The sequence below is a fragment of the Chondromyces apiculatus DSM 436 genome (assembly GCF_000601485.1).
GTDB lineage: Bacteria > Myxococcota_A > Polyangia > Polyangiales > Polyangiaceae > Chondromyces > Chondromyces apiculatus.
In genome coordinates, this window is record NZ_ASRX01000028.1 from 35,087 (window position 1) to 49,342 (window position 14,256).

At 71.4% G+C, this 14,256-nt stretch carries 10 protein-coding genes; 4 read left to right on the forward strand and 6 right to left on the reverse strand.

Annotated features, from left to right (window positions below):
* Nucleotides 1-48: 48 nt before the first annotated feature.
* From CAP_RS19285 to CAP_RS19295, 3 genes are all read right to left on the reverse strand, one after another.
* Nucleotides 49-1,896, reverse strand: a complete 1,848-nt coding sequence (locus CAP_RS19285; RefSeq protein WP_044243151.1) for a nitroreductase family protein — start codon at nt 1,894-1,896, stop codon at nt 49-51.
* Nucleotides 1,897-2,004: 108 nt separating this feature from the next.
* Nucleotides 2,005-2,556, reverse strand: a complete 552-nt coding sequence (locus tag CAP_RS19290) for a hypothetical protein (protein WP_156040941.1) — start codon at nt 2,554-2,556, stop codon at nt 2,005-2,007.
* Nucleotides 2,557-2,598: 42 nt separating this feature from the next.
* On the reverse strand, nt 2,599-5,127 hold the full coding sequence (locus CAP_RS19295; protein WP_044243156.1) for a hypothetical protein: 2,529 nt from the start codon (nt 5,125-5,127) through the stop codon (nt 2,599-2,601).
* 155 nt (nt 5,128-5,282) lie between these two features.
* Here CAP_RS19295 and CAP_RS48265 point away from each other — a divergent pair, with 155 nt between their 5' ends.
* The 3 genes from CAP_RS48265 to CAP_RS19310 all read left to right on the forward strand — a co-directional run bounded on the left by CAP_RS48265 (nt 5,283) and on the right by CAP_RS19310 (nt 9,273).
* Nucleotides 5,283-6,053, forward strand: coding sequence for a ribonuclease HI (locus CAP_RS48265; RefSeq protein WP_052375523.1), 771 nt, complete (start codon nt 5,283-5,285; stop codon nt 6,051-6,053).
* Between the two features lie 66 nt (nt 6,054-6,119).
* Nucleotides 6,120-7,760, forward strand: coding sequence for a 2,3-bisphosphoglycerate-independent phosphoglycerate mutase (gene gpmI, locus CAP_RS19305; RefSeq protein ID WP_044243158.1), 1,641 nt, complete (start codon nt 6,120-6,122; stop codon nt 7,758-7,760).
* 7 nt (nt 7,761-7,767) lie between these two features.
* Nucleotides 7,768-9,273, forward strand: a complete 1,506-nt coding sequence (locus CAP_RS19310; RefSeq protein WP_081865045.1) for a serine/threonine protein kinase — start codon at nt 7,768-7,770, stop codon at nt 9,271-9,273.
* A 56-nt stretch (nt 9,274-9,329) separates the two neighbouring features.
* Here CAP_RS19310 and CAP_RS19315 read toward each other — a convergent pair whose 3' ends face one another.
* From CAP_RS19315 to CAP_RS19325, 3 genes are all read right to left on the reverse strand, one after another.
* Nucleotides 9,330-11,219, reverse strand: a complete 1,890-nt coding sequence (locus CAP_RS19315) for an FAD-binding oxidoreductase (RefSeq protein ID WP_044243163.1) — start codon at nt 11,217-11,219, stop codon at nt 9,330-9,332.
* A gap of 90 nt (nt 11,220-11,309) precedes the next feature.
* Entirely contained in the window at nt 11,310-11,669 is a 360-nt protein-coding gene (locus tag CAP_RS19320) for a YkgJ family cysteine cluster protein (RefSeq protein WP_044243165.1), read from the reverse strand.
* A gap of 31 nt (nt 11,670-11,700) precedes the next feature.
* Nucleotides 11,701-12,717 (reverse strand): peptidylprolyl isomerase, encoded by a 1,017-nt coding sequence (locus CAP_RS19325; RefSeq protein ID WP_044243166.1) that lies wholly within the window; start codon nt 12,715-12,717, stop codon nt 11,701-11,703.
* A gap of 129 nt (nt 12,718-12,846) precedes the next feature.
* On the opposite strand from CAP_RS19325, the gene icd reads away from it, so the two are divergent.
* Nucleotides 12,847-14,241, forward strand: coding sequence for an NADP-dependent isocitrate dehydrogenase (gene icd, locus CAP_RS19330; RefSeq protein WP_044243169.1), 1,395 nt, complete (start codon nt 12,847-12,849; stop codon nt 14,239-14,241).
* The last annotated feature ends 15 nt before the right edge of the window (nt 14,242-14,256 follow it).

Genomic DNA, 14,256 nt, shown 5'->3' on the forward strand with positions numbered 1-14,256 from the left:
CCTCGGGGTGACGTGGCGCCCTCGGGGTGAGGATGGCTCCTGGGGGTGTCAGGGCGCGTGGCCTTCGGGAGCGGCACGGGCAGCGAGGTGGGCGTAGGGGGGAAGGGTGGAGATGCGCGGATCGTCCACGGGGCCGCCCACGGTGAAGTGGTAGAGGCTCTGGAAGGCGCTGTCTCGGAGCCCGAGGATCTCGTGGAACACGTCGTCGAAGTAGCAGCCGATGCCGGTTGCGCGCAGGGGAGGCGTGGGCGGCGGCCAGGGGCTGGAGGGGGCCGCGGGGATGGCGTGCGGTGGCGCATCCTCGTCGGGTGACACGGAGGGTGCGAGGTCCTCGGCCTCCAGGTAGAGGGCGTGACCGAGCATGCCGGCCTCCCAGAAGAGGCGGCGGTAGAGCCAGGCGCCCTCGCGGCGGATCGGCTCGGCGAAGTCGGCGAGCATGCCCAGGCTGAAGGCGCCGTCGGCGGCGATGTCCTGGTGGCAGCTCACGATGCGGCTGGTGTCGCGGAGGTCGGCGTCGGCGAGGAGGAAGAAGGGCAGGTGCGCCGGGCACGCCGGAGGGCGCTCCCAGGCGAGCTCGGGGTGCATGGCGGCGCGGAGGCGGTCGTGCACCGCCGGGGAGCGTTCGAGGACGTAGAGGCCGGGCGCGAGGCCGTCGACGCGGTGGACGAAGAAGACCGGGTGCACGCGCGGGGGCAGGGGCCATGCATCCCAGGGCGGGACGTCTGGGCGCGGGAGGAGGCGGTCGAGGACGTCGTAGAAGGCGCCGGCGCCGATGCGGGTGACGCCGTCCATGGCGACGGCACTGCGGCGCGCCGTGATCAGGGCCACGGCCCGGGTGGGGCGGTCAGGCGTGTGCAGCGGAGGGAGGGATTGCGGAGGGAGGTGAGGAAGCGGCGTGAGCACTGACGAGGAGGGGGATGCCGAGGAGGACGGCGGTGCCGAGGAGGGCGAGGAAGAGGGAGGCGAAGAGGGCGTCGAGGTGGCTGTGGGCCTGGAGGTCGCGGCGGCGACGTCGTCGATGATCTCCCAGTGCGTGTGGTCGCGGCTGAGCGGGTTCGGTGTCCCTGCCCAGGCGCTCTGCTGGAGCGCGGCGAGCACCTCGTCGATGCCGGTGACGAGCGTGGTGATGGCCTCGGCAGAGATGGGGTGCGGGGCGAGGAGGAGGGCGGTGTCGGGGTGCTCGCGGTCGAGGGGGTCGAGGTGCGCGTGGTCGTCGGCGCGGTCGAGGCCGAGGAGCGTGGCGAGGCGGGCGTCGCCCAGCGTGTCGAGGAGGCGCGCAGACCAGCCGAGGGTCGCGGCGGCGTAGCGGGCGGCGGCGAGGGCGTGACCGATGTCGTGCTGGCAGTAGCGGAAAGCGCGTTCCCCGTACTTCCACGCCTCGCGCCAGTGGATGGAGGAGAGGCCGAGGAGCGCGCCGCCCTCGGGGAGGAGCGCTGCGAGCGTGCGCGCTGTCGTGTCGTCGAGGGCCGCGCGGCGTTCGAGGGCGTGGTCGTGGCTGACGTAGTGGTAGACGCCCGGCGGCAGGCTAGGCGTGGCGGGGGCGATAAGGTAGCCCTCGGTGGGGTGGAGGTTGCCGCTCGAAGGGTTGCAGCGGAGGGCCCACCGTGACGGGCCCGAGCGCTTCCAGGCAGAGAGGCCGAGGGCGAGCTGGAAGAGTGCGGCGATGGCGTCGAGGTCGTGGGGGGCGGGCGCGATGGCGCGGGGGACGTGGAGGTCGTGGTAGCGGGCGGGGAAGCGGTCGGCGACGAGGGGGAGCGCGACGACGGGAGCGCCTGCGTAGCGGCGGAAGGGGTCGGGCTGGGTGTCCCAGTCGAGGTAGCCGAGGGATCGGGCGTAGCGGCGCAGGTGGTGCTTGGTCTGCTCGTGGTAGGCGAGCGTCCGCGCGACAGGATCCATGCGCCGCTTCGTAGTGCAGCGAGGCGCGGCGGCCCACCCCCAGTCCTGATCTGGGCGGGCCGGGAGGGGCCGGGCCAGGAAAGGCCGGAAGGGAAAGGGTACGGCGACTCAGCCGCCGCCGGTCTGGCCCACGGCGACGCTGCTGGAGCCGGCGCCGCCCGTGCCGCCCTGGCTGTGAGGCCAGGGATTGGGACAGCAGGAGTCGGAGCAGGAGAGGCCGGAGTCGGGGCAGTTGCAGTACTCCTGGCCGTTGACCCGGCAGGAGCAGGTCGTCCCGTTGCACGCGACGCTGTACGTGTTCCCGCCATCGTCGTCGCAGAGGGTCTCGCAGGTGACGCCGCCGCTGCCGTTCGATGCGGCGGTGCCACCGCACTCGTTGGGGTCGAGGGGGCCGCCTTCAGGGGGAGGGACGTCGCCGCAGTCGAGGCTGCCGCCTGCCCCTCCACCCGCCCCACCCGCCCCGCCCGTGCCCATGAGGCCACCGGCGCTGCCGCCCTCGTTCATGCCCGAGGTGGTGGTCGTCGTCGTGGTGGCGGTGCTCCCGCCCTCACCGCCCGTGCCGGAGGTGCTGCTTCCACCGCCGCTCGTGGTCCCGCTGCAGGCGACGATGATCACCGCTGCGACGACACCTCCGAGGTTCCAGATCACTTCTCTCTGCACGGGCTTCCTCCTCAAGCTACGGGTACTGGCTCGCTGCTCCCCTCACTGGGGCGGGGTGCAGAACACACCGCGCAGCGTACCCTCGTTGTTGCCGGGTTTGCACTCGGCGTAGGCACCGTCGTCGTTGGGGATCACGGTCACGTCGACGGCGGCACTTTCCGTGGGAGGCGGGTTGGCCCAGGTGCAGGTCACGGTCTCGCAGGCGCCAGGGGCCAGTGCGCCCATGGTGGCGGTGCTGCAGACCTCGTTGCCCTCCACGTAGAAGCCGACGCTGAGGCCAGCGCCGATGCTGTCGGCGCCGCGGTTGCAGACGGGCGCCTGCAGGGCTGCGCCGGCGCCGCTGCAACCGAAGGTGTTCGACGCCCCCGCGGTGGCATCACCGGTGGCGGTGCCGTCCTGGTTGCCGGGCACGTTCTGTCGGAAATTGTTCAGGCCGGGGGTCATCCAGTTCTGGGTCCACTGGCTGCTCTGGGGGATGGTCCCGTCCTCGTTCACGTGGGTCACGGCGTAGGCGTGCTGGTTCCAGATGGTCCTTGAGCGGACCCACTTGTCGTTGGCGTCGGAGTACACGCGGATGCCGGAGACGCCGGTGGGGTGCGCAGCGCGGCAGGTGTTGCCCGCGCCCGCCGTGCCCGCGGGCGGCGGCGCGCAGCGGTGACCCTCGGCGGCGCAGGCCGCGTCGTCCATGGCGCCGCAGCACTGGGCGTCGGCCGTGCACCGGCAGAAGCCGCTGTCGCAGACGCCCGACACGCAGTCGGTGTTCTGCTCGCAGCGGATGCCGGGGAACTGGACGTCGACGCCGCTCGCGTCGAGCATGGTGCAGGCGACGCCGGCGCCCCCGAGGGAGCACGCCTTGTTCGAGGGCACCACCAGATCGGCGCGGAAGTTCCCGTCGACGTCGGCGATGATGGGGTTCTCGTTCCAGGTGCAGGACGAGCGGTACTGGCTGAAGAGCACGTCGCCGTTCATGCCGTTGTAGACGCGGGTGAAGCACTCGTCGCCGTAGACGACCTCGCTCTGACCGTCGGCCTCGAAGTCGAAGACGCTGGAGCCGGTGACGTTCGAGGAGATGTCCTGGGTCTGGCGCGACCAGGCGATGTAGCCGTTCGGCGGGCAGGCGCCGTTCGCGAAGTCGCAAGGGCCCGCGGCGCAGGTACCGTTCGGGCGGGGCGTCGGGCCGCAGTCGATGTCGTAGATGGTGTAGTAGGCCTGCCCGGCCACGGCGACCTCGGGGAGGCCGTCGCCGTCGAAGTCCGAGATGGTGGGCGGCCCGCCGCCTCCCGCGCCAGGGACGTTGGTGGGGGGCTGCGCGTAGGACCCGTCGCGCGCGAGCACGGCGACGGTGCTGCTGCCGGCGACGGCGCGCACCACCACGAGTTCGGGGGCCTCGGCGGGCACGCCGGTGCCGTAGGCGCCGAAGTTCGCCACGGCGACGTGGCCGGGGAAGGTGCTGGTCGCGCCGGGGTAGTAGGGCTCGACCACCCAGGCGCCGTTCGCCCACTCCCAGATGTTGTCGCCGTTCGTGAACTCGATGGCCGGGTCCTCGTCGAGGTTGGCGACGATGGGGAACATGCCCTGCGAGTAGTTCAGGTAGCCCGGAGGATTGCCGGAGAGGAAGGTGCCGTCGGCGGCGAAGACGGCGCCCTCGCGGAGCACCTCGGGCACGCCGTCGTCGTTGATGTCGTGGATGGCCGGACCCGACCAGCCGAAGCTGCAGCGGTGGTTGGCCGCGGTGCAGGCGCTCCAGTTCACGCCGCCCGGGTAGGGCGCCTTCCAGAGGAGCTGCCAGACCCCTGCCTTGCGGGTGAAGGCCATCATCCCGCCGTCGGCGGCGTAGGCGACGATCTCCGCGCTGCCGTCGCCGTCGAGATCTCCGGCGGCGAGGGTGGCCGACGAGACCACGTAGTCGACGATGCCGTCGGCGTTCAGGTCCGTGCCGCCGAGGTTCGCCTCCAGGCCGCAGTCATTGCCGTGGAGCACGCGGATGACGCCGAGGTCCTCGGTGTAGCCGTTGTTGACCGTCGCGGTGAAGGCAGCGGCGATGCTGGGGGGACCGGCGCTCGCGGGGACGTTGAAGTTGACGACGATGGGCGTGCCCTGCACGTCGACGTGCCCGGGGAACGGGTCGCCGGCGGGGGCGACGCTGAACTCACACTTCAGCTTCGGCGAGAAGATGCCGGCCGCGATGACGTTGATGCACTGCTCGTCGTTCCCGGGCATCGCGCCTTCCCAGGGCACGCAGCCCGTGGCCGGCTCGCAGTAGGTGTCGTTCGAGCAGCCGTTGTCGTTCGTGCAAGGCACGAGGGGGACGCAGGTGCCGTGGGAGCAGATGTTGCCTTGTTCGCAGGGCTCCGCGCAGTCCACGGGCGCTCCGGCCCCGCTGCCGCCCGAGCCCACGGGGAACAGGGCTCCGCCAGCGCCGCCCTGGCCGCCGATGCCGTCGCCAGCGCCGGTGCCCTCGGTGAAGCCGTTGTTCTCGTCGCCGCCGCACGAGCAGCCGGGGGTGGCCGCCGAGGCGCTCAGCGCTGCAGCGCCGAGGAGGATCAGCCAGTGATGATGTCGCCTACCCATCGGCGAGTCTCCTTCGTGGTGGGCCGGACCGAGCGACCCTGGTGAAAAAGAGAGGGAAAGGGAGCAGACACTCTGCACGAACCTCGCCGGCTGCGGAAGAGCTGGGAGTGCGCGCCCCCTTCCCGGTGGGCGTCGTTCCGTGCCAGGGTGCGCCCGTGCCCTGGGTCCGTGCGCGTCTTCGTGGTCAGCTCATCTATGCCCGCGCCAGTGAGACAGGCGCGCTGCAGGCCGAGAACGGCCGGGTGGAAATCCGTTACAAGCCCAACGATGGGCGCCGCTACGAGGCGCGCGAGGGCAACCTGGAGGTGGTGCCGGGACCCCCGTTGCCCGACGACACCTGTGGCCCTGCCGACGCTGTGCGCAAGCCGGAGAAGGGAGCAGCTTCTGGCGAAGCCGCGGTGAGCGGCGCATCGGCGGTGGGCGCGTCTCCAGCAGCAGGGACCCGGAGCCGCGCGGCGTCGGGCAGGGCGGCTGCCGGTCCGGCGCCCATCCCGGAAGGGGCGATCGTGGCGTATGCGGACGGCGCGTGCTCGGGGAACCCGGGGCCGGCTGGCCTCGGCGTCACCATGAAAGACGGGGCGCGCACCATCGAGCTGAGCGAGTACCTCGGGGTGGGGACCAACAACATCGCCGAGCTGACGGCGATCCTGCGGGTGCTGCAGGAGATCCAGGACGCGACGCGCGGGGTGGTGATCTTCACGGACAGCCAGTACTCCATCGGGGTCCTCCAGAAGGGGTGGAAGGCCAAGGCGAACGTGGAGCTGGTGGCCGAGCTGCGGAACGCGCTGAAGGCGCGCAAGAACACCCAGATCCGCTACGTGCCGGGGCACGCGGGGCATGCGGGGAACGAGCGCGCCGATGCCCTGGCGCGCGAGGCGGTACGGGCCCGCAAGTCGCGGCGGACCGAGCAGCCCCCCACGGCGTGACCGGGACGTGGCGAGGGGACCACGCCGCGCGTCCCGGGACGCGCGCTTCGGTGTAGATTGCGCGCCATGAGCCACGCCGCGCCGCCCTCCGTGGGACGCCCTCGACCCCTGGTGCTCTGTGTCCTCGATGGCTTCGGTGAGCAGACCGGCGCCGACGGCAACGCCGGGGTCCTGGCGAGGATGCCGCGGCTCGCGGAGATCGCGCGGTCCTCGCCGCGGACCACGCTCGCGGCGAGCGGCGCCGACGTGGGGCTGCACGAGGGGGCGCTCGGCTGCAGCGCGACGGGGCACCTCGGCCTCGGGGCAGGGCGCATCCCGCGGACCGAGCGGGTGCGCATCGACGAGGCGCTGGCCCTGGAGAAGCTCGCCACGAACGAGGTCCTCGCGCACACCTTCACGATCGCCAAGGAGATCCTGAACAGCCGCCTCCACCTGTTCTGCCTGGTCTCCACCGCCGACGTGCATGCCTCGCGCGCGCACCTGCACGAGGTGATCCGCATGGCGCGGTTCTTCGAGGTGCAGGTGGTGTTGCACGCCTTCCTGGACGGGCGGCACGCCTCGGCGGAGGCTGCCTGGGAGCTGCTCGCGCCCGTCGAGGAGACGCTGCGCGGCACGGGCGTCATCGGCACCCTGTCGGGCCGGCACTTCGCCATGGATCGCAGCGGGCGCTGGGATCGCACCTGGACGACGTACCAGGCCATCGTGCGGGGGCAGGCGAACCACGCGACGACCGCGTTCGATGCGCTGCAGGAGGGGCACGCGATGGGGATCACCGAGGACTGGCTGCCTCCGGTGCGCATCGGGGAGTACGAGGGCATGGTGGGCACCTTCATGGCGGACTTCGCGTCGAACGTGCCGTCGTGGAAGTGGTTCGGCGAGGAGGTGGGGCTGTCCCTGAACGTGCGCGCCGACCGGATGCGCCAGCTCTCGGCGATGTTCGTGCGCCACGATCTGCCGGCGGAGGTGACCGAGTGGCTGAGCGACAGAGGCAAGGCGGTCCACGCCTTCCAGGAGCACTGCTACCGCACCCTCGTGGAGCACGACCCCGCGATGGGGCTCCCCGTCGCGTTCCCGCGGGAGGTCGTGAGCGACTCCTTCGGGGAGGTGATCGCCAGCGCGGGCTTCACCCAGCTCCGGTGCGCCGAGTCCGAGAAGGAGCCGCACGTGACCTGGATGTTCAGCGGTGGGCATGCCGCGCCGTTCACCGGTGAGGAGAGGCGGATCGTGCCCTCGCCACGCGACGTGGAGCGCTACGCAGAGCGGCCGGAGATGAGCGCCGCGAAGGTGGCCGAGGAGGCGGCGGCTGCGGTGACGGGCGGCGCGTTCGACTTCATCCTGGTGAACTTCGCCAACGTGGACGCGCTGGCCCACGCGCAGAACGTGGAGGCGGCAGGGCGCGGCCTCGCGGCGGTGGACGCGGGCATCGGCGTCATCGCCGACGCGGTGCGCGCGGCGGGCGGGGCGCTGGTGATCACCGCGGCGCACGGGAGCGGCGCGCAGACGGCGCAACCGGCAGAGAACCAGGAGGGGCTGCACGGCGAGCTGGCCCGCGCTCCGGTGCCGTTCTACTACGTGAACGAGGCCGACGCCGCGGTGTCGCTCCGGTCCGGCGGACGCCTTGAAGACGTGGCGCCGACGCTGCTGGAGATCCTCGGTCTCCCGCAGCCTGCAGGGATGACGGGGCGCTCGCTCCGCGCGCCCGCGTGACCGGACCGTGACGGAGGCGAGGCGGCTCGGGCCGTACGTGCTGCGCGAGGAGATCGCGTCGGGCGCGTTCACGGCGACCTTCCGGGCAGAGCACGTGGAGATCGGGCGCGAGGCGCGGGTGAAGGTCCTCAAGGCGTCGGTGGCGCCCGGGGGGCCGCTCGCCGCGGGCCTGGAGCGCGAGGCGCGCATCCTCGGGCAGCTCGACGACCCGGGCGTCGTGGCCATCCAGGACGTGCGGCGCGAGGGCGGGGCGCTGGGCCTCGTGCTGGAGCCGGTGGCAGGGCCGACGCTCGCCGCGATGCTCGCGCGCACGAAGCGCCTCGACCCCGACGTGGCTGCGGCGATCGCGCTGCAGCTCGCGCGCGGCCTGGGGCACCTCCACCAGCGAGGCGTGGTGCACTGCGCACTCGCGGCGGAGAGCGTGGGGATCTTGCCGGGCGGAGGCGTGAAGCTGCTCGACCTGTCGGCGGCGCGGGAGATCGGGGGGCGCGCCGAGGACGAGCCGTTCGAGGCGCTGGAGCTCGGTCGTGCCGAGGGGATGGCGCCCGAGCAGATCCTTGGCGAGCCGCCAGGGCCGCCGGCCGACGTGTTCGCGCTGGGGGTGCTGCTCTACGAGATGGTCGCTGGCGAGGGGCCCTTCGGCGCGGCGCCCGCGGAGGGGCGGCCGGAGGCGCTGCCCAGCGCGCAGGCGAACATGCCGGCGAGTGCACAGGCGAGCACGCGGGCGAACGCGCCGACGAACGCCCTGGTGAGCACGCGGGCGAGCACGCAGACAAACGCCTGGACCAACGCGCACCGTGTCCGGCGGGATCCGCCGCGGCCGCTGCGGGGGCTTTTGCCCGAGGTGCCGCGGGGGCTGGAGATCGTGGCCCTGCGCTGCCTGGAGAAAGAGCCCGACCAGCGCTACGCCAGCGGGAGGGTGGTGGCGGCGGCCCTGGAGGAAGTCCTCGCCGAGCGGGGGTACGCCGAGGGGGCCGAGAAGGCACTCGTCGCGCGCGCGCTGGTCTCCGCGAAGCTTGAGGGGGTGGGGGTGAGCGCCGCGCGCCGCGAGGCTGCCGCTCGGGTGCGGGAGCCGGCGCGGCTGCCGGCGCCGGTGCAGCGGACGCCGCTCTGGGTGGAGGCGCGGCCGCTGCTGGGGATCCTGGCGCTGGTGGTGCTCGGCGGCGCCGCCATCGAGATCGGCCTCCGCGACCACGACGAGCCGGAGGCGCTCGGAGTCGTCGAGGGCTCGGAGCAGGCCGCGGGGCCGCGAGGCTACCTGCGGGTGCTGGCGCGGCCGTGGGCAGAGGTGGTGCTCGACGGAGACCTGGTGGACGTGACGCCGATCGGACGCGCGATCCCCGTGGTGCCCGGGCGCCACTACGTGACGTTCCGGCACCCGAACGCGCCCGAGGACAAGCGCGAGGTGGTGATCGCCGCGGGCCAGACGGTGCTGCTCGACGTCACCCTGCGGGTGAACCGCGGCGCCCAGGATGCCGGCGTCGACGCAGCGCCTCGCGACGAGTCGCCCTGACCACGGGCGCTGTGGCGGCGTGAGCGCCGTGGCCGTGCATGGCGCGCCTCCTTTCCTTACTCCTCGCGTCCTTCGTGCCCTTCGCCGCGCTCGAGCTGGACCTGGCCGAGGACGCCGTGGTTCGCCGCGCCGAAGAGGTTGTCGGGGTCCACGGCGAGCTTCACCTGGCGGGTGAACTCGCGGGCGCCCTCCGAGTAGATCTCCTTCACGAAGTCCTGCCGGATCTTGCCGATGCCGTGGTGGTGGGAGAGCGACCCGCCGGAGGCCAGGATCTCCTCCCGCGCGGCGTGCTCCATCTCCGCGTAGTGGCGCACCGGATCGTCGACGCCCTTGGCGTAGAAGCCCAGGTAGAAGTAGATGCAGACCCCGGTCGGGTAGACCTGGGTGATGCGCCCGGTGAAGAACGGACGGCCCGGCAGGCGGCGCTGCTCGTGCTCGCGCAGCACGCGCTTGTGCACCCGGTCGTACAGCTCCAGGGCGCGGCTCCACGGCACGCTCGTCTCGAAGCTCTCGGCGATGGCCCAGTGCTCGAAGGTGAGATCGCGGATGTAGGCGATGCCGAAGGTGAGCTGGTAACCGCGCTCCCCGTTCGTCGCGCCGGCCTTCATGCCCCCGTGCCGCTCGGCGAGGCGGTAGAGCGTGTTCTCCTGGAACGCGACCTCGTCTGCCGAGCCCTCGAAGACGATGGTGGCGACCACCATCTTGTGGGGATCGAAGCCCTTCACCCGGGTCACCACCAGCTTCTCGGCGCCGCTCTTGAGCCGCGCGAGCACGCCGGAGGCCGCGGGCTTCAGCGCCTGCCCGAAGTGGAACTGGGTGTTGTCCATGACCCGCACGCTCGACGGGACCGCGCCGGACTGCTGCAGGTCGTAGAGGAAGGCCAGACCCCGCTCCAGATCGGGCAGGATCACGCTGCCGTAGCGCTGCACCTCGGGCAGGGGGAAGAGCTTGACCACGGCGCTGGTGACGATGCCGTAGTTTCCCTCGCTGCCGAACATGAAGTTCCTCGGGTTCGATCCGACGCTCTCTCTCGGAGCGACCTGGGGGCGCTCGACCACGCCGCGGGCGGTCACCACCTGCATGTCGAGCACGAGATCCTCGATGTTCCCGTAGCGGTTCTTCTTCATGCCGCTCGCGTTGGTGGCGATCCACCCGCCGAGCGTCGAGAACTCCAGGCTGTCGGGCTCGTGGCCCATGGTGAGCCCGTGCTTCGCCAGCTCGGCGACGATGTGCCTCCCGGTGGCGCCCGCCTCGATGCAGGCCATGCGGTTCACGGGATCCAGCCAGAGCACGCGGTTCATGCGCCGCATGTCGACCGCGACGACCACCCGCTCCTCCTTCACGGAGATGCGAAGCGCGTCGGTGACGTTGGTGCCCCCGCCGAAGGGGATGAGGCACGCGCCGTGCGCCTTCGCCGCCTCGGCGATCTTCACCACCTCCTCGTGCGAGGTCGGGAACACCACCAGGTCCGGAACGCGGTCGAGGTGCTCGTAGCGGATGGCCCAGATCTCGGCGCCAGTGTGTCCGTGGCCGCGCCGCAGCCGCACCAGCGGATCCGTCGAGATCTGCTCCTCGGCGAGGAAGCCGCGCAGCGCCGCGACGAGCGCAGGGGCCTCCCGCGCCTCGGGCACGGACGGCGGGTAGTGGGGCTCGTTCCGGTTGTCGTAGGAGAGCGGCGCGCCGAGCGTGGCGGAGATCCACGGCAGGAGCGAGGGCAGCTCCACGTTGCTGATGTTGTACCGCTGACCCGTGAGCACCACGCTGCCGTTGGGCTTCACGACGAAGCGCGTGTCGGTGTAGCCCCAGCCGTCGTTGCTCTCCTCCGCGGGCGAAGGTACCGCCGCGGCAGCCTTCTGGTCCGGGGTGATGCGGGTGACGGGGGCCTTCGCGCCGCGCGCGGGGAGGCGTGTCGATGCAAGCGGAGCTTCGCGTTTTTCCTGGGCCATCTCGGGGAGCCTCTCGACCGAGCTTCACGCCGGTGCCCAGGGTCGAGACCGGCCACCGGGGGACGGTCTAGCGCTGCACGCTTCGCGCTGCTACCCGCGGCGCAGCCTCTCCAGCGCGATCAGCGGCCGCTCACGCTTCTCGTGCAGCTCGCCGCGGCACGCGCCGCTCCCGCGATCCAGGGCGCGGCAGCAGTCGGGCCGCATCGCGTAGATGGAGCACAGGAACCGGCCCTCCACCGGATCGAGCCGGAGGGCTGCGCAGTGCCCGTCCTCGATCTTCATGAAGCAGCGGTTGCCGACGAAATGGGTCAGCGCCTGCGCCGTGTCGTCCATCCGCTCGTGGTCGATGCCGAAGACCCGGATGTACTCCGGGAGGGTGGAGAAGCAGCACGCTCCGCAGGTCGTGCAGTCCTCCGGGACGGGCGGCTCGTCATCCTTGCGGCGGCGCATGGCCGGGGCCCTGCTCGGGACGCTCGCGGCCTCAGAGCCGCACGTCGAGGTGGCTGCGGCGCTTGAGGCCGTCGATCCAGCGGCGGCGCGCCTTCATCATCGTCTCCTGCTGGAGGCGCTGCATCAGCTCGGGGCGGGCGGCTTCGAGGGTGGTGTACCGGGACGGCTGACGGCTGAGGAGCTTGAGGATCACGATGTCGTTGCCGGCCTGGCGCGGCTCGGCGATCTGCCCGGGTTCGAGCGCCATCAGCGCGTTCTCCAGCGCCGCGTCCATCACCGGCCGCCGCTGCGCGGTTGCCGCCTCGCTGCCGCGCGGGGCGCGGATGCCCAGGTCTCCGCCCTGATCGCGGGTCGGCGTGTCGTCCGAGAACTGCTGCGCCAGTGCCGCGAAGTCCTCGCCCTTCTGGATCCGCTCGGAGATGGTCCGCGCGAGCGCCATCCGCTCCTCCACCACCTCGGCGCTGGAGCCCGGGTAGACGCGCAGCACGATCCACGCGGGGCGGTAGTCGCGGCGCCGCAGCTCGGCCTTCACCACGCGATCGTACATGGCGATCACGTCCTGCTCGGTGACGCGGAGCCTCCCCTTCACCCGGAGCTGGAGCATCTTGCCCTCCAGGATCTGCCGCCGGATCTCGTCGCGGTACTCCATCTCGGTCAGGCCCGACGACTCGCGGGCGAGCTTGACGATGCCGGCGACCGTCGTCCCCTGCGCGGCGGCCAGGTTGCGGATCGCGTTGTCCAGCTCCTCCGAGCTGACGGTGATGCTCGCCTTCTCGGCGTTCTGGGCGATGAGCTCGTCCTCGATCATCTTCTCCATCATGTCGCGGAAGATCTGCGACTCGGCGGCGGCCTGCTGCGCGCCCGGGGGCACCTTCTGGTGCACCTGGATCAGGAAGGGGCGGGCGCGGCGCCGCAGCTCGGAGAGGAGGATGGGGCGGTCGCCGATGACCGCCACGATGCGCTCCACGATGATGGCCTGTGCGACCGTGGCGCTGGAGAGCGAGGCGAGCAGCAGGCCGGCGACGGCGAGGTGACGGAGTCGACGCATCCAGGCGCCTCCGTACCATATGGATCCGGCTGGATCCAGGCTCTCCGTGCGTAGAGCAGGGCATGCGCGGACGTGCGCTGCCGTTCTGGCCGTTGCCGCAGCAAGCATGGCGCGCTAAGCGCCCGCACCATGACCACCTTCCCCGAGCCCACCCACGGGCAACCCATCACCATGTCGACTGCCGGCACCCTGAACGTGCCGGATCAACCCATCATCCCGTTCATCGAGGGGGACGGAACGGGGCCGGACATCTGGCGCGCCAGCGTGCGGGTCTTCGATGCTGCGGTCGCGAAGGCGTACGGCGGCAAGCGCAAGATCGCCTGGTACGAGGTGTTCGCGGGCGAGAAGGCCTACAACACCTTCAATAGCTGGCTGCCCGATGGCACGGTGGACGCCTACCGGAAGTACCTGGTGGGCATCAAGGGGCCGCTGACGACGCCGATCGGCAAGGGCATCCGCTCGCTGAACGTGGCGCTCCGGCAGCTCCTCGACCTGTACGTCTGCCTCCGCCCGGTGCGCTGGTACAAGGGCGTGCCCTCACCCGTGAAGGACCCGGGCTCGGTCGACATGGTGATCTTCCGCGAGAACACGGAGGACATCTACGCTGGCATCGAGTGGGAGGCCGAGAGCGCCGAGGCGAAGAAGGTCATCGAGTTCCTCCAGAAGGAGATGGGGGTGAAGAAGATCCGCTTCCCCGAGACGAGCGGCATCGGCGTCAAGCCGGTGAGCAGCGAGGGCACGGAGCGCCTCGTGCGCGCGGCCATCGAGTACGCCCTCAAGTTCGACCGGAAGAGCGTGAACCTCGTCCACAAGGGCAACATCATGAAGTTCACCGAGGGCGCCTTCAAGAACTGGGGCTACGCGCTCGCGCAGAAGGACTTCCGCGACAAGGTCGTGACCGAGCGTGAGTCGTGGATCCTCGGCAACAAGGAGAAGAACCCCGACATGACGGTCGAGCAGAACGCGCGCGAGATCGAGCCGGGCTACGACATGGCCCCGCCCGAGATGCAGGCGGAGTTCCGCGCCGAGGTCGAGGAGGCGCTCAAGCTGTGGGACACCCACGGCGGCGGCAAGTGGAAGAAGCTCCTCCGCATCAAGGACTCCATCGCCGACATCACCCTGCAGCAGGTGCTGACCCGCCCGAAGGAGTTCGACGTCATCGCCACCCTGAACCTGAACGGCGACTACCTCTCGGACGCGCTCGCCGCGCAGATCGGCGGCATCGGCATCGCCCCCGGCGGCAACATCAACTACGTCACCGGCCACGCGATCTTCGAGGCGACCCACGGCACCGCGCCCAAGTACGCGAACCTCGACAAGGTGAACCCGGGCTCGGTCATCCTCTCCGGCGAGATGATGCTCCGGCACCTCGGCTGGATCGAGGCCGCGGACCTGATCAACAAGGGCATGGACGGCGCCATCGGCGCCAAGACTGTGACCTACGACTTCGCGCGGTTGACCGAGGGCGCCACCGAGGTGAAGTGCTCCGAGTTCGCCGACGCGATCATCAAGCACATGGGCTGATCGCCCCCGGCTGAC